This is a genomic window from Enterococcus sp. DIV1206, from assembly GCF_051712485.1.
Lineage (GTDB): Bacteria > Bacillota > Bacilli > Lactobacillales > Enterococcaceae > Enterococcus > Enterococcus faecalis.
This window is the reverse complement of the sequence record NZ_JBIOOZ010000001.1, coordinates 1,670,558-1,689,783: the sequence shown is the minus strand read 5'-3', so window position 1 is coordinate 1,689,783 and position 19,226 is coordinate 1,670,558. Positions and strand designations below refer to the sequence as shown.

Below are 19,226 nucleotides of genomic sequence, written 5' to 3'. Positions count from 1 at the left end.
GGATGGATGCCATTGAAAAAATCATCAGTGAAATTAAGCAGCAAGGAAAGCAAGAAGTCGAAGCCTATGTCACCAGTGAACAAACGCGCATCGATCAAGAATTCCAAGCAGCACAACAAGAAATTTTGCTGAAGCAAGAACATGAAATAGAAAAACGACAACAACAATTATTAAAAGAATTTAAACAACGCCAACAACGGCAAACACTAGAAATTCGTCAGGATGCATTAAATAAAAAACAAGCATATCTTAACCAATTATTTGATGAAGTGGTCTTAAAGATGAGTGAATGGTCAGCGGAAGAATTTCAACAATTTATGAAAGCACAATTAGGTTCACTTGAATTAACAGGAAAAGCGACCATTCTTTTAGGAGAGTATTCTCAAACGAAAGTGACGCAAGAATGGCTGACCGCCCTTTCTGATGCTACTGTTCAATGGGAGCTTTCAGAGGAAGTTGTTCCAAAAGAAAGTGGCTTTATCGTTGCAAAAGACGGTTTGGATTATAATTTTCTCTTTTCAGCATTAGTTGAAGAGATTCAAAAAACAGAAGGCTTTAAAGTAGCAGAAAAACTTTTCAGTTAAGAAGGGAGGACGTAGCATGAGAAAACCAACGTATCATCAAATTAATCCGCTGATTCGTTTAAAAGAAACGGAGCTGCTTTCTGAGCAACAGTTTCAACAACTTTTAGAAGCGGAAACAGTTGAAGACGTTAAAAATATGTTAAAAAGTACGGTTTATCAACCTTATTTAACCGAAACTTTTGAAGAAAAATTTGACTACCATTCTTCTGAAGCGCTGGGAAATCTTTATCGCTGGTTATATGAAATGGCTCCAGAACCAGCTGTAGTAACGTTGTATACGATGCGTTTTACCTTCCATAACTTGAAAATTTTGACGAAAGCTGAGCAAACAGGTAAAGATTTTGATTATCTTTATTTAGAGGATGGTCGTTATTCTCTAAACACAGTCAAAAGTGCCATTCATACAAAAAACTCTTCCGAACTTGAGCCAGCATTATTAGAAGTGATTCGTGATGTTTTTGCCTATCTGGAAGAGGGCGGTTTACCACAAGCAATTGATATCCTTTATGATCGAGCATTTTTACAGCAACAGCGAAAATTAGCGGATGAATTGGGCTATGAAGAGTTAACGAAGGAAGTCATCGCTTTTATTGATTTAACCAATCTATCAACGATGGCTAGAGGGATTGTTCAACATCAAAACAGTAACTTTTTATCAACCGTGCTTTCTAGCGCTGGCAGTCTCTCAAAGAAAGAACTGTTGACCTATGCGGAAAAGTCACTTGTAGAATTTACAGCATTTGTCAGAACAACGAATTACGGACAACTATTAGAAAAGATTATCAATAAAGAAACCAATGAATTAAATTTATTGGCTTTTGAAAAACTCAAAGATGATTACCTGACCTCAATGTATGAAAACGGTCGAACGGTCGCTTTTGGGCCGCTCCCATTACTAGCCTTTTTGAATGCGAAAGAAGTTGAATGGAAAAATTTGCGTTTAATTTTGGTCGGAAAACATAGTGGGTTTTCAAATGAAAAAATTCGAGAAAGGATGCGAAAAGTCAATGGGGTATAAAATTGGTGTCATTGGAGACAAAAATTCAATCTTACCATTTAAACTGTTTGGCTTTGAGGTCCATCATGCCATTTCAGAAATGCAAGTTAGAGAAGCCATTGAAACTATGGCAAAAAATAAGTTTGGGGTCATTTTCATAACGGAAGAAGCCTCTACTTTAGCAGAAGAAACGATTGAACGATACAAAGAACAAGTGACACCAGCGATTATTTTAATCCCAAGTCATAATGGTACAATCGGAATCGGTTTAAGTGAGATTGAAAAAAATGTTGAAAAAGCAATTGGACAAAATATTTTATAATGCAAAGGAGAATGAGCGTGCAAATTGGAAAAATTGTCAAAGTTTCAGGTCCTTTGATTTTAGCTGAAAACATGTCAGATGCTAGTATCCAAGACATTTGTCATGTAGGAGATTTAGGCGTTATCGGAGAGATTATTGAAATGCGAGGCGATGTCGCTTCGATTCAAGTATATGAAGAAACAACAGGCATTGGACCAGGAGAACCAGTTATTTCAACAGGAGAACCATTATCTGTTGAATTAGCCCCAGGTTTAATTGCCGAAATGTTTGATGGTATTCAACGACCATTGGATACATTTCAAGAAGTAACCCACAGTAACTTTTTAGGCCGTGGCGTTAAAATTGATGCGTTAGATCGTGAGAAAAAATGGACGTTTGAACCGACTGTGGCAGTTGGTGAAGAAGTGTCGGCAGGTGACATCGTCGGTGTGGTTCAAGAAACACCGATTATTCAACATAAAATTATGGTGCCTTTCGGCGTTTCAGGAACGATTGCCGAAATTAAAGCAGGGGACTTTGCCATTGATGAAACAGTTTATTCAGTGGAAACGGCTAAAGGAACAAAAAGTTTTAGCATGATGCAAAAATGGCCCGTTCGGCGGGGACGTCCCATTTTAGAAAAACTAAGTCCCAAAGTACCGATGGTGACCGGACAACGCGTAATTGATACCTTTTTCCCAATTACGAAAGGCGGAGCGGCAGCAGTTCCAGGACCATTTGGCGCTGGAAAAACAGTCGTTCAGCACCAAATTGCCAAGTGGGCCGATGTCGACTTAGTCGTTTACGTTGGTTGTGGGGAACGCGGGAATGAAATGACAGATGTTTTAAATGAATTTCCAGAATTAATTGATCCAACAACTGGTGAGTCTTTGATGAATCGGACGATTTTAATTGCGAATACGTCAAATATGCCGGTAGCGGCACGGGAAGCCTCGATTTATACAGGGATTACCATTGCAGAATATTTCCGTGATATGGGTTACTCAGTCGCAATTATGGCGGATTCTACTTCTCGTTGGGCAGAAGCGTTACGAGAAATGAGTGGTCGGTTAGAAGAAATGCCTGGTGATGAAGGCTATCCAGCCTATTTAGGTAGTCGCTTAGCTGAATATTATGAACGAGCAGGACAAGTCATCGCGTTAGGAAAAGATCATCGTGAAGGAAGCATTACGGCGATTAGTGCGGTTTCGCCATCTGGTGGGGACATATCAGAACCTGTCACTCAAAATACGTTACGCGTTGTTAAAGTATTCTGGGGCTTAGATTCTCAATTAGCACAAAAACGTCATTTTCCTTCTATTAACTGGTTGCAAAGTTATTCTCTTTACTCCACAGAAGTAGGGCAATATTTAGACTTGGAATTGCAAGGAAACTGGGCCGCTATGGTAGCTGAAGGGATGCGGATTTTACAAGAGGAATCTCAATTGGAAGAAATTGTTCGTTTGGTTGGGATTGATTCCTTGTCGGATAAAGACCGTTTAACGTTGGAAACAGCCAAATCATTACGGGAAGACTATTTGCAACAAAATGCTTTTGATGACGTGGATACGTTCACTTCTCGAACCAAACAAGCGAAAATGTTGCAATTGATTCTAACTTTTGGTGAAGAAGGTCAAAAAGCCTTAAGTTTAGGCACTTATTTCTCTGAGTTAATGGCGGGAACAGTTGAAATCCGCGATCGCATTGCTCGTAGCAAGTATTTACCAGAAGAAGAATTAGAAAAATTGGATCGTTTACAAGCAGAAATTAAAACAACGATAAAAGAAATCATTGCTGAAGGAGGAATGACGAATGATTAAAGAATATCGTACAATCAATGAAGTCGTTGGTCCTCTGATGATTGTTGAAAAAGTGGCAGGCGTAAAATACGAAGAATTAATTGAAGTACGCATGCAAAATGGCGAAATTCGCCAAGGGCAAGTTTTAGAAATCAATGGAGATAAAGCGATGGTCCAAATTTTTGAAGGAACGAGTAACATCAATATTCGTGATTCAAAAGTTCGCTTTCTGGGACATCCTTTAGAATTAGGGGTTTCGCCAGATATGATGGGGCGCGTTTTTGACGGCTTAGGTCGCTTAAAAGATAATGGACCAGAATTATTACCTGAGAAAAAATTAGATATTAACGGCGAAGTTATCAATCCAGTTGCTCGTGATTATCCCGATGAGTTCATCCAAACAGGGATTTCAGCGATTGACCATTTAAATACCTTAGTTCGTGGTCAAAAATTACCTGTTTTTTCAGCATCTGGCTTACCTCATAAAGAATTAGCGGCACAAATTGCCAGACAAGCCAACGTGTTAAATAGTGAAGAAGAATTTGCCGTAGTTTTTGCGGCCATTGGGATTACCTTTGAAGAAGCGGAATATTTTATGGAAGATTTCCGTCAAACAGGCGCAATTGATCGTTCAGTCTTGTTTATGAACTTAGCGAATGATCCAGCCATTGAACGGATTGCAACACCTAGAATGGCTTTGACAGCCGCTGAATATTTAGCTTATGAAAAGGGCATGCATGTCTTAGTTATCATGACGGATATGACCAATTATTGCGAAGCGTTGCGAGAAATTTCAGCAGCACGCCGTGAAGTTCCAGGACGTCGTGGTTACCCGGGTTATCTTTACACGAACTTAGCAACGTTGTATGAACGAGCAGGCCGAATTCGTGGCTCAAAAGGTTCCGTAACACAGATTCCTATTTTAACAATGCCAGAGGAGGATAAAACACATCCAATTCCCGATTTAACTGGCTATATTACAGAAGGGCAAATTATCTTGTCCCGGGAACTATATAAGAGCGGTATCCAACCACCAATTGATGTCTTGCCATCACTTTCCCGTCTTAAAGACAAAGGAACTGGTGAAGGCAAAACGCGCGGGGATCATGCAGCGACGATGAATCAATTGTTCTCAGCCTATGCACAAGGGAAACAAGCCAAAGAATTAGCTGTCATTTTAGGAGAATCAGCTCTTTCCGATGTCGATAAAATTTACGCAGTTTTTGCCCAACGTTTTGAAGAAGAATATGTCAACCAAGGATTCGATACAAACCGTTCGATTGAAGAAACGTTAGATCTTGGGTGGGAACTATTAAGTATGCTACCGAGAACAGAACTAAAACGAATTAAAGAGGATATGCTCGATCAATATTTAACTGAAGGGAAGTAGAAAAATGGCTCGATTAAATGTTAATCCAACCCGTATGGAACTTTCCCGATTGAAAAAACAGTTAACTACGGCCACGAGAGGTCATAAGTTGCTGAAAGACAAACAAGATGAATTGATGCGACGGTTTATTGCGCTAGTCAAAGAAAACAATGAGTTACGTATTCAGGTTGAACAAGAAGTGACGGATGCGTTATCAAATTTTGTATTGGCAAACGCAACGTTGAACGAAGCCTTTATTGAAGAGTTAGTGGCAATTCCAGCCGAAAAAGTTGAATTAGAAATTATTGAACAGAACATCTTAAGTGTGCCAGTTCCTAAAATGATTTTTGATTACGATGAATCGGTTCAAGAAGCACCTTTAGATTATGGCTACGTGAATTCAAACAGCGAGCTTGATCAAGCTTTTGCTAAAATTTCAAGCATTTTACCGAAATTATTAGCACTTGCAAATGTTGAAAAGACGTGCCAATTATTATCAAAAGAAATTGAAAAAACGCGTCGTCGTGTCAACGCTTTAGAGTATATGACGATTCCACAATTAGAAGAAACAATTTACTACATTCAAATGAAATTAGAAGAAAATGAACGTGGCGAAATTACACGTCTAATTAAAATTAAAAGCATGAACAAAGAAAATTAGTGGTTAGAAAGAACGAGTGCGAAGCCAGTTGGTAGCTTTCGTGCTCGTTTTTAATAAAAAAGGGAGTGGAAAAAATGAAAAATGAAGAACGCCGCAAAGCGATTGCACTGAATTGTCAAAAATACGAAAGTGATTATGCTCGCTTGGTGGAACCAATCAATGAGCTACTGTTAAACTTGGGAGCGGCTATTTCAGAAGAAGCCGCGAAGCAAATCATTCTGAATGTAAAACGCTATCATCACGGCGTGAAATATCTTCCTGAGTGTCATTTAGATGAAAGTAACCAGTTTATCGAAGATGGGCTTGAAGCTCTCAAAAAGGGAGATTTAGGCAACGGTGCGTTACAACTATTTGGGGCTGGCTTAAACTTTGCTAGTTTTGCAGCAAAAGCACAAGGAACCAAAAAAATTGATGCCCACCAAATGTTGGCAGAACGTTTTACGAAGTTGTTGTCTGTAAAGTAGCCAGCTATTCATTGTGGATTTTAGTATCTGGGACAGTAGTCAAAATGACTTTTGTCCCAGATATTTTTTTTATAAAAATATGAAACCTTTTACAGATACTTAACGTCTAATAGTTAGTTAAATGAAAAGAGGTGTTTTATGGATAAAATTTCAACAAAAAAATTAGTTCAGAAAGCAAAAAAAGGAGATGGACAAGCATTTGTTCACCTTTGTCAAAAATATGAAACAGTTTTATACAATGCTGCATATAAAATGCTATTAAACGAAGTCGACGTTGCTGATTGTTTACAAGAAACTGAACTATGTGCATGGGAAAAAATAACAACATTAAAAAATGAACATGCGTTTAATTCATGGATTTTTAAAATAATGTTAAACCAAGTTCAAAATATTTTTAGAGAAAAGCAGAGAACAACTCACTGGATGGATACTTATTCTTCTGTTCCTGCTTTTGATGATTTATATGATTTGAATAAAGGATTACATAAATTACCTGATAATTATCGCGTTCCGCTAGTTATGTACTATTATGTTGGCTTTAGTATAAAAGAAATCGCTCAGCAACTTGATGTTTCAACAAATACCATCAAAATTCGTCTTTCTCGTGGTCGAAAAAAATTAAGGACATATTTAAAGGAGACATGGTAAATGGATAGAAAACGAAGTGATATATTAAAATATGAAAAAAAGATGCCTTTAGAAACAGTGGAACGTTTAAACACACAAAGAACTAAGATATTAATGGGAGAAATAAAACAATACAGACAGCCAAAGAAAAAGATATCGCGTAAACATTTAATTATAGGGCTAATTAGTATTGCTACCACTTTTACTTTGATAGTAAAAACACCCATTGGACGTGCCATAGAAGAGGTATTGGGGATTAGTCAAGATACAGGTGTTCAAACAGTAGAATCTTCTGGTGTTCCAACAAAACTAGAATTGCGGAGTGTACAAAATGAGCGAGAAATCGTATTAACAAAATTTGTATCGACAAAAAATAAAATGGCGTTTGATTATCAATTTAAGATTAAAGATCAAAAATTAAAAGAGTTATTACAGAAAAAAATCGCTAGAAATAATTATTCTCAAGATATTCAACTAGGGTTATTTAGAGAAGGAAGCAAAGAAGATTTATTTGGGGGTGTAAGTTCAACATCGTTATATAGAATCGAGAAGGATGTTTTTTATGGTTCAGTGATTTCAACTTTCAATAAGCAAAAACTTGTTAGTCAAGATCAATTAACGCTTCATATCTACCGATTAGCTTGGGAAGATCAAGAACAGCATGATAATGAATTAAAAGAAGCAATCAAAGCAAGTAGCCGATCTTTTAGTGTTGAGAATGCATTAGAGTATCAAGGCGATTGGACGTTTAAAATTCCTTACCAACCCATTATGAAAGAAACGATACCTAGCATTAAAAACGTGAAAAAAATTAAAAATATTAAGGCCCAAAGTGATGCGCTTCAAACTACGCTGATTATGGATGTTCCAAATCCAGAAAAAAATAAAAAAAGTCGTGATATTCTAATTTCAGTTTATAAAAACGGTCTTGAGATACCTATTGCACGTCAAATTGGTAGTGGCTTTAATAAAGGGGAAGATGCTACAATTAACATTTCTTTTGACTTAAGTAGTTTGGATCATAAGTCATTATATAAAGTAATCGTTAGAAATTCTTATGAAGATGATGCAGCAGGAAAAGAATTAGGTTCGTTGGAGTTAATAAATACTCAGAAATAATTGCTAAAAAGGTTATGGGAAATACAAATATTTTAATTAATATAACTACTAAAAAAAGCATCTTTTTTATTGAGCGTTGTCATTAAAAAAAGATGCTTTTATTTTCATTATCAATGGTTATCATTAGGATATTCAGACACCTGTAATTGCCACAGCTTATCTGTCACTGAAGCAATAAACGCAGCACTCTTAGCATTATCAGGTCCTTTAGTAAAAATTGCTAAAGCAAAGGGGTGAGGTGTTTCTAAAATCCCCATATCATGAATAAATTCATCATAAGAACCAATTTTATGAGCAACTTTTCCTTGAGTTGTGGGAGTTTCCATTCTTTCATGGAAAACACTTTGTTTCATAGAATCATAAATCGCTTGGTAATCTGGTTTTGTTGCTTTTTCAGTATATAATTTTTGTAGAATAACAAGCGCATCTTCCGAAGAAAATTGTGGTTCTTCAATCGAAGGTGACTTGTGCAAATAACGCTGATACATTTCTCGTTTTGCTTTTGCATCACCACCCAATGTATCATAGAGCATATTTTTAGCGATATTATCAGAATAGGTGATGGCATATTCTTGTAACGTTTTTAATGGATATTCTGGTTGGATATTATAGGCAATGATCCCAGTTCCTTCTTCATAATCTTCTTCAGCGTTATAAGGAATCAGGTCTGTCCATTTTTTTTGACCAGAAGCAACCGTGTCAGCGACTAACATCGTCAGTGGCACTTTAATAGTACTAGCTGTATAAAATTCATGTTGGCCATTCACGGAACGCTGTTCGCCAGTTTCTAAATCCAAATAACTAATCCCGACCGTTCCTTCAAATTCTTTGACAGAAGCGACGAGCAGGTCATTTATTTTATCAAAAAATACTGTATTTGCTGAATTATTTTCTTCCTTGTCTTTCGTATGCTTCTCATGTTTGGCGGAATCAATTGTAACTTTTTGTTCAGATTCTTTGGCATAATCTTCGCCACGACTTGAGAAGAAGAAGCCCACAATTAGGAAAAAGCAAAGAAAGAAAATGGTGCCGTATAGTGAGAGTTGCTGTTTCTTCAATGTAAAACCCTTTCCGTTTCTCTAATAGATATTTTTCTCAACTCCTCCATTTAATCATTTTTCGGATAAGAGCGCAAGCGTCTTTTTAACGGCACTACTGGTTTTGTTTCATTTGTTTTTGGAGTGCTTGCGATTGCTTTAATAGCTCTTTGCCGATAGTGGTATCTTTCACCAATAGCCGCTGTAAGGGACGATCGATGACTTGTTTGATGGAATGAATGTCTTGATTATTTAAAATGGCTGTTTCTTTACTAGAAAAAGATTTATGCGCGGTCAGTTGTAAACCAAACGAGTTGTACAACAATGTATAACCAGCAATTCCAGTAATTGTCTGATAAGATTTTGAAAAGCCGCCGTCAATTACGAGAAGCGTGCCATTTGCTTTGATTGGCGATTCGCCTTTTGTTCGTTTAACTGGTGTATGGCCATTAATGATATGTCGATTTTCACCAGTCACTTCAAATTCATCTAGGATTCTTTCACAAACTTCAACCGTATCACGCAAAGAGTAATAAGGATTCTTTTCTTCGTAATGTGTTTCTTTTTCAGCGAGAAAATAACGCTCGAAGGTTTTCATAGCTCGTTTGCCAAATAATGAGGAACCTTCGCCACACCAAAGATACCATAAACAATCTGTCGCATAGTCATCTGTACTAGCAGGCTGAGCGTAAGCTTCTTCTAACATTTCCTGAAAGAAGTCAACTAAAGCTTTTCCTGAATAGGAGTGGCCTTTAAATGTGTAAGCTTGAAAAGTACCGTCCGCATTCAGAGGCAGACAGCCATGAATCAATAAATTTTGATTATACACAAGGTAAAGAGAAGCTTTTTTCATTAGAAAGCGCATGTGTTTTGTTAACCGCGGCGAAGACTGAAATTGCGTTAATAAATCATCAATTATCTGTTTTTCCTCACGTGTTAATTGGTAAGGCTGCTCTTCAGAAACGGTTTGGAAACAGCTGTTAATTAATGTATAACGACATTCGTCAAAAGTAATAGTTTCCCCTTGAATCTTATCTAAGCGTAGCCGATGTGCCAAGTTAAAATCAGGGCGTCGACCAATAATTTGCCCTTCTAGTTTTTCTTGAATAATGGCAATGGCTTGTTGCACACGCATCGCTACTTGTTTTTCAGCTTCAGTTAACGCACGATAGGGATTTTTCTTGGGTGCAAAAGCAGGATTTTCTTTATATGTTTCTAAACTAAATTTTTTTAAGGCGGTTAAATCGATAGCATAACGTTCTTCTAACAAATCTAAATTTCCATAGCGAGCACAAATACGTACTACATTGGCTAAACAAGCCAGTGAACCACTATAAGCAGCCAGCCAAATCATATCATGATTGCCTAGTTGAATATCCAAGGAGTGATAGGACATTAATCGGTCCATAATTTTATCTGGTGCTGGCCCTCGGTCATAGATATCCCCAATAACATGTAGGTGATCGATAATCAGACGTTGGATTAGATAAGCTAATTCTGTCACGAAACGTTTGGCTTCACCTAGTAAAATAATTTTTTCAATAATTTGTTGATAGTAACCGTTTTTGGTTGTTGTTTCATCATATTGATAAATCAATTCTTCGAGAATATACCCATAGGTTTCAGGAAGGGCTTTGCGAACTTTAGAACGTGTGTACTTCATCGAAGAAGAACGGACGATTTCAACCAGACGGCGAATCGTTAATAGCCACCATTCATAAGAGAGGGCGCTTTCATTTTCTAAAAGTGTTAATTTTTCTTCTGGATAGTAGATAATAAAACAAAGCTCGTCCATCTGATGGGCATTTAATTCTTGTTTAAATAAAAATTGAACTTTTTCTCGGATTCGCCCAGAACCATTTCTTAAAATATGGTCAAAAGCTTCAAATTCACCATGTAAATCACTGACAAAATGTTCTGTTCCTTTCGGTAAATTCAAAATTGCTTCCAAATTAATAATTTCTTCAATTTGTTGATCGCGGTTCAGTGTAGCCAAGTCATCTGCCTTCTTTCTTTTTCGTATATACCAATTTTTATTTAAAAGATTAAAGTCTTGATAATAAAGGTTTTTTATTCGTATGCCAATTATTGTAGGCTATTTGGCGAAAAAAAGCAACAGGAGAAAGTCAGAGAAAAATGTGGAAAATTATAGGAAGCTACTGGGTTTTATGCTATGATTTTTAATAAAACAAAATGAAGGGGCGGGAAAACATGTTATTTGGTACAGCAAAAATGAATCGGGAAAATCATTTAGAAATCGGTGGTTGTGACACCGTAAAGTTGGCGCAAAAATTCGGGACGCCGTTATTTGTTTATGATGTCGCTCATATTCGCGCGCAGGCACGTGGTTTTAAACAAACGTTAAATCAATTAGGTATCAAAAATAAAGTGGTTTATGCAAGTAAAGCATTTAGTTGTTTAGCTATTTATCAAGTGTTAAAGGAAGAAGATATTGCTTGCGATGTTGTCTCTGGTGGAGAACTATTCACAGCTTTAAAAGGGGGCATGGAGCCAGCGGAAATTGAGTTCCATGGAAATAATAAAACCCCTGAAGAATTACGTTATGCTTTGGACAACAAAATAGGTACAATTGTCATTGATAATTTTTACGAAATTGACTTGTTGGAAGAATTATTAGCTACACGAAACCAAACACAAAAAGTTCTTTTTCGGGTGAGTCCTGGCGTGGATGCAGAAACACATGATTACATTTTGACAGGCCAAGAAGATTCAAAATTTGGTTTTGATGTTGCAAGTGGCCAGGCAACAGAAGCGCTCGTTCGCCTTTTATCAAATCCCTCTTTTGATGTGCAAGGGGTCCATTGCCATATTGGCTCGCAAATTTTTGCTGTGGAAGGCTTTTTAGCTGCTGTTGAAAAAATGTTCACTATTTTAGAAGACTGGCGGCAAGTCCATCAATTTACAGCACGTGTTTTAAATATGGGTGGTGGTTTTGGTGTGCAGTACACGCAGCAAGATGAGCCATTAGCACCAGCAACATTTGTTGAAAAAATTGTTTATTCCTTGAAAGGTCATTGTGAACAATTAGGGTATCCACTGCCTGAGCTTTGGATTGAACCAGGCCGCAGTTTAATTGCCGAAGCGGGCACAACGATATATACAGTTGGCGCGCAAAAAGAGGTTCCTGGTGTTCGTCATTTTGTTTCCGTAGATGGTGGCATGGGTGATAATATACGGCCTGCTTTGTATCAAGCAGTTTATGATGGTTTTCTAGCGAATCGTGAGGGACATGATTCAGTCAAGAAAGTCACAGTGGTTGGTAAATATTGCGAATCAGGAGATGTCTTACTTCGAGATATTTTATTGCCAGAAGTTAAAGCAGGGGATTTATTGGCCATTAGTAGTACGGGGGCTTACGGTTATTCAATGGCAAGTAATTACAACCGAAATCCTCGACCAGCGGTGGTTTTTGTCGAAGATGGACAAGCAAAATTAGTTGCTCGCCGTGAGACATATGAAGATATGACAACGTTGGATTGTTGATAGATTAAAAGTAGCCGCCTCTTTTTGAGACGGCTACTTTTTTTCAAAAAATAACAAAATGTGAGGGTGATTTCTTTCAGAAATGAAAAATCCATAGTATATTAAATGAAGAAGGAAATACTTTAGAAGAGGGTGTGATTTGCAGATGAAATGGCTCCTCGGGTTACTGATCATTTTTGCAATGATTGGCGTTGTTTTTTCTGTTTACATTGCCAATTATTTTTTGAAAATTGCGTTGCTTAAAGACAACCCTTGGTATCATAAAAAAGGGCATCGGTTATTAAATCCTGATAATTTTCAAGAACGTGAAACAAGATATACAAAAATAGAAGAACAACAAAAACAAGAAGGCGAAGCTTTTTGGACAGAGTCTTTTGCTGAAGATCGTTGGTTGAAAATTAAAGATGAAACATTGTATGCACGGTGCTTTATTCCTTATCCAGATAACCATCGTTGGGCGATTTGTGTGCATGGTTATCGTTCAAACGGAAAACGCGATATGGCATATACTGCATTACGTTTTGCAGAAGAAGGCTACAATGTTTTAGTTCCCGATTTGCGTGCGCACGGGAAAAGTTCAGGTAATAAAATTGGGATGGGATGGCTGGATCGGTTAGATTTATTAAGTTGGCTTAGTGAAGTTCTTGCCATTGATATGGAAGCAGAAATTATTTTAGTGGGCGGTTCCATGGGAGCGGCTACTGTCATGATGGCAAGTGGTGAAAAGTTACCAACGAATGTCCGCGGATTAATAGTGGATTGTGGCTACACTTCTGTTTATGATGAATTTAAATATGTCCTACATGAATCTTTTCATTTACCCGCTTTTCCTATTTTAACAATTGCTAATCAATTAGCATTAAATAACTATGGCTTTCAATTGAAAACCGCTTCTTCCGTGAGACAATTACACAAAAATACGTTGCCCACATTCTTTATTCACGGTACAGGTGATCGCTTTGTTCCAATGACAATGTTTGAAGAAAATTTAGCGGCAACTCAGGGGATAAAAAAAGGTCTCATTGTTGCTAAAGCACCACATTTATCTTCAAGTGTCTACGAACCTGAAAATTATTACAGTAGTATTTTTGAATTTTTGGAAGAAAACTGTCCTGCGGTAAAAACAATATCCGACTAAAAAAGACATGGATTTTCATGATTCCATGTCTTTTTTTTGTCTGACTCGTTTAGCTAAATTTAAAGTGCTTAAAAAGAAAAATAACGGCGCCAAACTACCAAGGCAAAGGAACCATTTCATTGAATAAGTTAACTCTTGCTGTAAAAGAGATTCTCGTATATAGCTGAAACCTTCGCCATGGACCCGCAAATAAATATAAATGTAAGCAAAAAGAATCACTAAAGGCAAAATACAGACTTCTAATATTTCCAAAAGATAAGGAAAGGTTTTATTTAATAATTTGAGGCGTGTCTTATTCAATAGATAAGCAAAAATGAAAATTGACCATAAAAAACCAAAAAAACTAATCAAATAAAAAATCAGATTCGCACTTCCTGCGTTCATAAAAGCTTTCGGGAAAAGTAGTCTGCCGATGAATGTATTTTTAATTGTAAAAGGAACATCAAAAATGGAAATATAAAGACAAAAAAGTACTAATGTTAACAAGGCATGCCAAATCTTTTTCTCCATTTCATTTAAAAAATATCTAATTACTTGGTACATTTCCATAAACTGTCGCTCCGTGTTTGAAATAATCGTAGTTTTGACTATACCATAGCTGTGCTCAATTTTCTTGAAAAAAATACACGCAACCAGCCTCGACTATACGAAACACACAGAGTGTCTAAAAAATAAGTTGCCGATCGCATTTTTTCGCATGCTAGTGTTGCACTTCTGTTTCGTTGGTGTTTTCTAATTGATGATTTGTTGATTAAAAAAGGGCAGGAGGGAGCGTTTTTCTAGTATAATAATATAAAAGAATATAGAGAAAATCATAGGATGGGAGTTATTCAAAGTGGCGGAGATTACAGTTAAGACAATTTCAGCGAAAGATGATTTAAAGAAGTTGCTTTTGGGTCAAGAGTATGACCAACAGCAGCCAGTTAAAAATATTTTAAAAGCTAGAACATCGAATGTCCATATTGAAAAGTACGAGGTTGTGGAGGATGTTTTTTTAAAGTTAACTGGGAAGGCGACCGTGCACAAAGATATTATGAACTCATTTTGGACAACGTATAAAATTATGTTACAACTTGTTTATCCCGATTTCTTTAGACCAGCGGAAGTAATTGGGGAAAATCAAGAAAGCTATTTAGAAAAACCTTCTGAACAGAATTTGCTTGCAGTAAATAGCAAGTATCCGCCTCATGATTCCGGGGCATCGGCTGTGATTTCGGACCGATATTTAACTTATTTTGACCAAGCTTTTCCTGACTATTTACCAAATCCTGTACCCAAAAAATATACATGGAATGAATTCCTTCTCGACAATTTTACTAAATTTGATCGAGTCCATCAGGACCCACAATTAAAGCGTTTTGCCGAACTTACCCATTCAATTGGAAACATTACAGTAGTTCCACTAGGATTTAACAGTGGAAGAAGCTTATCGTTTAAAGATTATTGGGATTATTCTTTAGAACAACTTTCGATATTTTTAGCTTCGTTTCATTCATGGGAAAGCTACGTTCATACGTATGAGATGCAACCATTTTTAAATGAACAGTATCAACCAGTAGCGCTATGGAAAAATCATTTGAAAAAAGACTCGTTTATCTTACCTCAGAATCTAGAGGAGATAAATGAATATTTAGTTCAAGTAAATCAACGAATAGAAAAAAGAGGGCAGCGAATAGTGAATAGGTTGTAATGAAATAAGAATCGACTTTTCACTAAACGTTGAAAGTCTCGAATCTTGTGCTCTTTTATTGACTCAGGAACAGAGAACGATTAAACTACTAGATTAGTATCAAAAAATAATTGCGTATAGGGATAACCAGTCGCATGTTTAAATGACTTTTAGGTCTTATGTAAGTAACAAAAGTTATTAGTACGAAGCAATCATTTTAGAAAGGAGCTTTTATGCAATTCACATTATTAAATCAAGGAAATCAAGCCTATTGGGAAGCAACCTACATAGAAGCTTTTCCAGAAGAAGAGAGACTGCCGTTTGATCAATTATTGACGTCTTCTCAAGCAGGAAAATTTCATTTGTTTGTTATTCAAGAGGCGGATGAGAACGTGGGGATTTTGTTAAATAGTCAAATTGCACCTGAAGCAACCTATGTCTTTTTCTTTGCAATTGATCAGCACCACCGAAACCAACGATTAGGTTCAACCGTGTTAGCGTTATTGAAGACACGTTATCCTAAGGGGGTTCTTTTGGAGAGTGAAGAAATTGGCAAAAATGCAGCGAATGAAGCCCAAAGAGAAAAACGTTATCAGTTTTATGAAAGAAATGGCGTGCTGGATACAGGGTATCTGATTATGGATAGAGGACTCACTTTTCATATCATGTTTGCTGGAGCATCAGGCTTCAGTGGAACGCAGCTACAGTTTTTATTAGACTTCCATCCAGTAGCAAAAATTTGGAAAAAGCCAAGTATTGATGGCATCAGGTAATTTTTATCAAATAAGTAAATTAAACAAACAAAAAAACATATGAAAGAACGGACCAATCGGTTCTTTCATATGTTTTTTATCATTAGCCTCGAAATAACTAGCGAATACCCAAAGCAATTCGTGCGTAACGGCTCATTTTATCCGTTGTCCAAGCAGGGTACCAGACTAATTTTACTTCGATATTATTCACTTCAGGAATATCTTTTAAAACACCATGGATTTGTTCTGTTAAAACATCTGCTAACGGACAACCCATTGTGGTTAAGGTCATTTTGATGACAGTATCACCAGTTTCTTCTGCAAATTCAACTTCATAAATTAGTCCTAAATTAACAATATCGATGCCTAATTCAGGGTCAATCACTGTTTCTAATGCAGTTAAAATATCTTCTTTAATTGCTTCAACTTCTTCGGTTGAACGTTGTTGAGGTTGTTCACTCATTCGTCTTCTACTCCTTTGCAAGTTGCCTCTTTACTATCATACCTTTTTTAAGAATGTTTGTAAATGAGAAGTATCTCACATGTCATGTAATTTACTGATTTATTAAAAAAGCTCATAAAATTCGAAATTCATTTTATTTTAATTGAAATCTCATTATTTTATTGACATTAGAAAACAATGAGTTTAGAATGATCGATAACAATCTAAATTTAATTTTTGGATATTTTTAAAAAACTGAATTTTCAGTCAATTGGAAATATCAAAGGGAGGATTTTATGAAAATTAAGCAGGTACATGTTAGGGCATCGAAAATTAAACTGAAAGAAACATTTACGATCGCTTTGGGGACGATAGAATCAGCGGATAGTGCAATTGTGGAAATTGAAACAGAAGAGGGATTAGTTGGATATGGAGAAGGAGGGCCAGGAATTTTTATTACCGGTGAAACGTTGGCTGGCACGCTTGAAACGATCGAATTATTTGGCCAAGCAATCATTGGCTTAAACCCCTTTAATATTGAGAAAATTCATGAAGTGATGGATAAAATATCTGCTTTCGCTCCAGCGGCAAAAGCAGCAATCGATATTGCTTGTTATGATTTGATGGGTCAGAAAGCTCAACTGCCTCTTTATCAATTGTTAGGCGGCTATGATAACCAAGTAATAACGGATATTACACTAGGTATTGATGAACCAAATGTGATGGCACAAAAAGCCGTCGAAAAAGTCAAACTAGGTTTTGATACATTAAAAATTAAAGTCGGAACAGGAATTGAAGCTGATATCGCAAGAGTAAAAGCGATTCGTGAAGCAGTTGGCTTTGATATCAAGCTCCGCTTAGATGCGAATCAGGCTTGGACGCCCAAAGATGCAGTTAAAGCGATTCAAGAATTAGCAGATTATCAAATTGAATTAGTGGAACAGCCAGTTAAAAGACGCGATTTAGAAGGTCTAAAATACGTTACTTCACAAGTTAATACGACAATTATGGCTGATGAAAGCTGTTTTGATGCTCAAGATGCGTTGGAATTAGTTAAAAAAGGCACAGTCGATGTTATCAATATAAAATTAATGAAGTGTGGCGGCATTCATGAAGCGCTGAAAATTAATCAGATTTGTGAAACAGCAGGCATCGAATGCATGATTGGTTGCATGGCGGAAGAAACAACCATTGGCATCACGGCTGCTGCCCATTTAGCTGCTGCTCAAAAGAATATCACACGAGCAGATTTAGATGCGACATTCGGTTTAGAAACTGCGCCCGTAACTGGGGGCGTATCCTTAGAAGCAAAACCATTATTGGAATTAGGAGAAGCAGCTGGATTAGGCATTTCTCATTAAAAAAGGAGTAAAGCAAATGAAGTATGATTTAAAGTATCTTAGTGTTCCTTTGCCTGAGGAAATTCAAAGGGTGAAAGAATTTGGCGATTTTGCAAGTGCGGATATTGCCATTGATTTTTGGTTGACAAAAGAACTTCCGCAGGCATTAAAAGAACGTTTGATAATTGAAAAAGATGTCATTAAAATGATGCGTATGAATGAGTATCCTCATAGCTTTGCAAAAGCTGATCAAATGATGAGAGACACTTTTCAGGATTATCAAACAGAGGAATTAATTCGTTTAAAAGAAACGGGATTAGTGGACTGGGTTTATATTGACGGTGAACCGTATTTCCAACTTCGATTTTTGGCCAATTTAATTAAAACAAATGCGGCATATGTTGCACGTTTGCGGGAAGCAGAAAGCAATCAATTAGAAATTCTCCGCAAAAAAGAACTAAAAGAGAACATCGAACAAATGCAAAAAAACGGTGGTAGAAAAGTGAAAACAACAATTAAAGCCACCATTCAGGTGAAAAAAGAATTTGAGCGTCCAGGTGAGCGTGTTCGTGTCCATTTGCCGCTGCCCAAAGCGTGTCAACAACAATCAGAAATTGAAATCCTAGCTACGTCACCTGAGGAAACCTATATTGCGGCAGAAGATGCGCCTCAACGAACACTGTGTTTTGAAACAATCTTAAAAGAAAATCAAACGTTTACAGTTGAATATTGTTATGTTAATCGGATGGTTTACCAACAGTTAGAAGAAAGTAACGTAGACAAAATGCAACCAAGCTTTGATTTGGAGGAACAGTTACCGCATATTCGATTCACGCCTTATTTAAGAAATTTAGCAGATGAGATTGTAGGCGATGAAAGTAATCCCTTAAAAAAGGCACGCTTGATTTATGACTTTGTGACGACAAAGATTCATTATTCTTTCATGCGTGAATATTTTACAATTACCAATATTTCAGAGTATGCTGCAACTAATTTAAAAGGTGACTGCGGCGTGCAAGCGATTTTGTTTATCACGCTTTGTCGGATTGCAGGGATACCAGCCAAATGGCAATCGGGATTATATGTTTCTACACATTATACAGGCTGTCATGATTGGGCACAATTTTATATAGAACCGTACGGCTGGCTCTTTGCGGATTTATCTTTTGGCGGAGGTGCTTACCGAGACGGGGATAGACAGCGGTGGAATCATTATTTCGGCAATTTAGATGTTTTTAGAATGGTCGCAAATAGTGAGATCCAGGCAGACTTTCACCCGGCAAAAATGCAATTACGTGCAGACCCAATTGACAACCAGCGGGGAGAATTTGAGTACGAAAATGAGGGCTTGCCCTACGCATGCTTGATAGTTTCGCAAGAACGGCTTTCCATGGAAGAGTTGCCGTTTGATTGACACATAGGG

19 protein-coding genes are annotated in these 19,226 nt (G+C 37.0%); 15 read left to right on the top strand and 4 right to left on the bottom strand.

The window, feature by feature from the left end; all coding sequences use genetic code 11:
• The first annotated feature begins 2 nt into the window (after positions 1 to 2).
• From IGK86_RS08275 to IGK86_RS08235, 9 genes are all read left to right on the top strand, one after another.
• Positions 3 to 584 (top strand): V-type ATP synthase subunit E, encoded by a 582-nt coding sequence (locus IGK86_RS08275; protein WP_002365627.1) that lies wholly within the window; start codon positions 3 to 5, stop codon positions 582 to 584.
• Between the two features lie 16 nt (positions 585 to 600).
• Entirely contained in the window at positions 601 to 1,602 is a 1,002-nt protein-coding gene (locus IGK86_RS08270; RefSeq protein ID WP_002398269.1) for a V-type ATPase subunit, read from the top strand.
• The gene (locus tag IGK86_RS08265) at positions 1,592 to 1,903 is read left to right on the top strand and encodes a V-type ATP synthase subunit F (protein ID WP_002357676.1); all 312 of its coding nucleotides are present in this window, start codon (positions 1,592 to 1,594) and stop codon (positions 1,901 to 1,903) included. Before IGK86_RS08270 ends, IGK86_RS08265 begins: the two co-directional genes overlap by 11 nt.
• Positions 1,904 to 1,920: 17 nt before the next feature.
• Positions 1,921 to 3,702 (top strand): V-type ATP synthase subunit A, encoded by a 1,782-nt coding sequence (locus IGK86_RS08260; protein WP_010775823.1) that lies wholly within the window; start codon positions 1,921 to 1,923, stop codon positions 3,700 to 3,702.
• Positions 3,695 to 5,071, top strand: coding sequence for a V-type ATP synthase subunit B (locus IGK86_RS08255; protein WP_016617295.1), 1,377 nt, complete (start codon positions 3,695 to 3,697; stop codon positions 5,069 to 5,071). The genes IGK86_RS08260 and IGK86_RS08255 overlap by 8 nt, the downstream gene beginning before the upstream one ends.
• Positions 5,072 to 5,075: 4 nt before the next feature.
• A complete protein-coding gene (locus IGK86_RS08250; RefSeq protein WP_002357673.1) occupies positions 5,076 to 5,711 on the top strand; it encodes a V-type ATP synthase subunit D in 636 nt (211 codons plus the stop codon).
• Positions 5,712 to 5,785: 74 nt separating this feature from the next.
• A complete protein-coding gene (locus tag IGK86_RS08245; RefSeq protein ID WP_002357671.1) occupies positions 5,786 to 6,175 on the top strand; it encodes a hypothetical protein in 390 nt (129 codons plus the stop codon).
• Between the two features lie 138 nt (positions 6,176 to 6,313).
• Positions 6,314 to 6,823, top strand: a complete 510-nt coding sequence (locus tag IGK86_RS08240; protein WP_016617296.1) for an RNA polymerase sigma factor — start codon at positions 6,314 to 6,316, stop codon at positions 6,821 to 6,823.
• Positions 6,824 to 7,921 carry a hypothetical protein gene (locus IGK86_RS08235; RefSeq protein ID WP_016617297.1) on the top strand — a complete coding sequence of 366 codons (1,098 nt, stop codon included), beginning with the start codon at positions 6,824 to 6,826 and terminating at the stop codon, positions 7,919 to 7,921.
• Between the two features lie 110 nt (positions 7,922 to 8,031).
• Here the strand turns inward: IGK86_RS08235 and IGK86_RS08230 are convergent, their stop codons facing one another.
• On the bottom strand, positions 8,032 to 8,919 hold the full coding sequence (locus IGK86_RS08230) for a serine hydrolase (protein ID WP_002361778.1): 888 nt from the start codon (positions 8,917 to 8,919) through the stop codon (positions 8,032 to 8,034).
• A gap of 154 nt (positions 8,920 to 9,073) precedes the next feature.
• A complete protein-coding gene (locus IGK86_RS08225) occupies positions 9,074 to 10,954 on the bottom strand; it encodes a fructose-bisphosphatase class III (RefSeq protein ID WP_016617298.1) in 1,881 nt (626 codons plus the stop codon).
• A 197-nt stretch (positions 10,955 to 11,151) separates the two neighbouring features.
• On the opposite strand from IGK86_RS08225, the gene lysA reads away from it, so the two are divergent.
• Both lysA and IGK86_RS08215 read left to right on the top strand, forming a co-directional pair.
• Positions 11,152 to 12,462, top strand: coding sequence for a diaminopimelate decarboxylase (gene lysA / locus IGK86_RS08220; protein WP_002360386.1), 1,311 nt, complete (start codon positions 11,152 to 11,154; stop codon positions 12,460 to 12,462).
• 145 nt (positions 12,463 to 12,607) lie between these two features.
• Positions 12,608 to 13,600 (top strand): alpha/beta hydrolase, encoded by a 993-nt coding sequence (locus IGK86_RS08215; protein ID WP_016617300.1) that lies wholly within the window; start codon positions 12,608 to 12,610, stop codon positions 13,598 to 13,600.
• 15 nt (positions 13,601 to 13,615) lie between these two features.
• On the opposite strand, the gene IGK86_RS08210 is transcribed toward IGK86_RS08215, so the two are convergent.
• Positions 13,616 to 14,149 (bottom strand): hypothetical protein, encoded by a 534-nt coding sequence (locus tag IGK86_RS08210; protein WP_002365632.1) that lies wholly within the window; start codon positions 14,147 to 14,149, stop codon positions 13,616 to 13,618.
• A 286-nt stretch (positions 14,150 to 14,435) separates the two neighbouring features.
• Between IGK86_RS08210 and IGK86_RS08205 the strand changes: the two genes are divergently transcribed.
• Complete coding sequence (locus IGK86_RS08205; protein WP_010828783.1) at positions 14,436 to 15,290, top strand: hypothetical protein; 855 nt, start codon at positions 14,436 to 14,438, stop codon at positions 15,288 to 15,290.
• Positions 15,291 to 15,502: 212 nt separating this feature from the next.
• The gene (locus IGK86_RS08200) at positions 15,503 to 16,042 is read left to right on the top strand and encodes a GNAT family N-acetyltransferase (protein WP_010713419.1); all 540 of its coding nucleotides are present in this window, start codon (positions 15,503 to 15,505) and stop codon (positions 16,040 to 16,042) included.
• Between the two features lie 97 nt (positions 16,043 to 16,139).
• Here IGK86_RS08200 and IGK86_RS08195 read toward each other — a convergent pair whose 3' ends face one another.
• Positions 16,140 to 16,484 (bottom strand): metal-sulfur cluster assembly factor, encoded by a 345-nt coding sequence (locus IGK86_RS08195; RefSeq protein ID WP_002357660.1) that lies wholly within the window; start codon positions 16,482 to 16,484, stop codon positions 16,140 to 16,142.
• 275 nt (positions 16,485 to 16,759) lie between these two features.
• Here IGK86_RS08195 and IGK86_RS08190 point away from each other — a divergent pair, with 275 nt between their 5' ends.
• Together IGK86_RS08190 and IGK86_RS08185 are read left to right on the top strand one after the other, a co-directional pair.
• Positions 16,760 to 17,824 (top strand): dipeptide epimerase, encoded by a 1,065-nt coding sequence (locus tag IGK86_RS08190; RefSeq protein WP_002377472.1) that lies wholly within the window; start codon positions 16,760 to 16,762, stop codon positions 17,822 to 17,824.
• Between the two features lie 16 nt (positions 17,825 to 17,840).
• Positions 17,841 to 19,217 (top strand): transglutaminase-like domain-containing protein, encoded by a 1,377-nt coding sequence (locus tag IGK86_RS08185; RefSeq protein ID WP_016617301.1) that lies wholly within the window; start codon positions 17,841 to 17,843, stop codon positions 19,215 to 19,217.
• Positions 19,218 to 19,226: the final 9 nt, after the last annotated feature.

Excerpts from the sequence above, each read along its gene's own strand:
- IGK86_RS08255 (WP_016617295.1), top strand. The coding sequence starts at position 3,695 with ATGATTAAAGAATATCGTACAATCAATGAAGTCGTTGGTCCTCTGATG.
- IGK86_RS08270 (WP_002398269.1), top strand. The coding sequence starts at position 601 with ATGAGAAAACCAACGTATCATCAAATTAATCCGCTGATTCGTTTAAAA.
- IGK86_RS08275 (WP_002365627.1), top strand. The coding sequence starts at position 3 with ATGGATGCCATTGAAAAAATCATCAGTGAAATTAAGCAGCAAGGAAAG.
- IGK86_RS08195 (WP_002357660.1), bottom strand. The coding sequence starts at position 16,484 with ATGAGTGAACAACCTCAACAACGTTCAACCGAAGAAGTTGAAGCAATT.
- IGK86_RS08245 (WP_002357671.1), top strand. The coding sequence starts at position 5,786 with ATGAAAAATGAAGAACGCCGCAAAGCGATTGCACTGAATTGTCAAAAA.
- IGK86_RS08215 (WP_016617300.1), top strand. The coding sequence starts at position 12,608 with ATGAAATGGCTCCTCGGGTTACTGATCATTTTTGCAATGATTGGCGTT.
- IGK86_RS08265 (WP_002357676.1), top strand. The coding sequence starts at position 1,592 with ATGGGGTATAAAATTGGTGTCATTGGAGACAAAAATTCAATCTTACCA.
- IGK86_RS08185 (WP_016617301.1), top strand. The coding sequence starts at position 17,841 with ATGAAGTATGATTTAAAGTATCTTAGTGTTCCTTTGCCTGAGGAAATT.
- IGK86_RS08210 (WP_002365632.1), bottom strand. The coding sequence starts at position 14,149 with ATGGAAATGTACCAAGTAATTAGATATTTTTTAAATGAAATGGAGAAA.
- IGK86_RS08235 (WP_016617297.1), top strand. The coding sequence starts at position 6,824 with ATGGATAGAAAACGAAGTGATATATTAAAATATGAAAAAAAGATGCCT.
- IGK86_RS08200 (WP_010713419.1), top strand. The coding sequence starts at position 15,503 with ATGCAATTCACATTATTAAATCAAGGAAATCAAGCCTATTGGGAAGCA.
- IGK86_RS08240 (WP_016617296.1), top strand. The coding sequence starts at position 6,314 with ATGGATAAAATTTCAACAAAAAAATTAGTTCAGAAAGCAAAAAAAGGA.
- lysA (WP_002360386.1), top strand. The coding sequence starts at position 11,152 with ATGAAGGGGCGGGAAAACATGTTATTTGGTACAGCAAAAATGAATCGG.
- IGK86_RS08190 (WP_002377472.1), top strand. The coding sequence starts at position 16,760 with ATGAAAATTAAGCAGGTACATGTTAGGGCATCGAAAATTAAACTGAAA.
- IGK86_RS08250 (WP_002357673.1), top strand. The coding sequence starts at position 5,076 with ATGGCTCGATTAAATGTTAATCCAACCCGTATGGAACTTTCCCGATTG.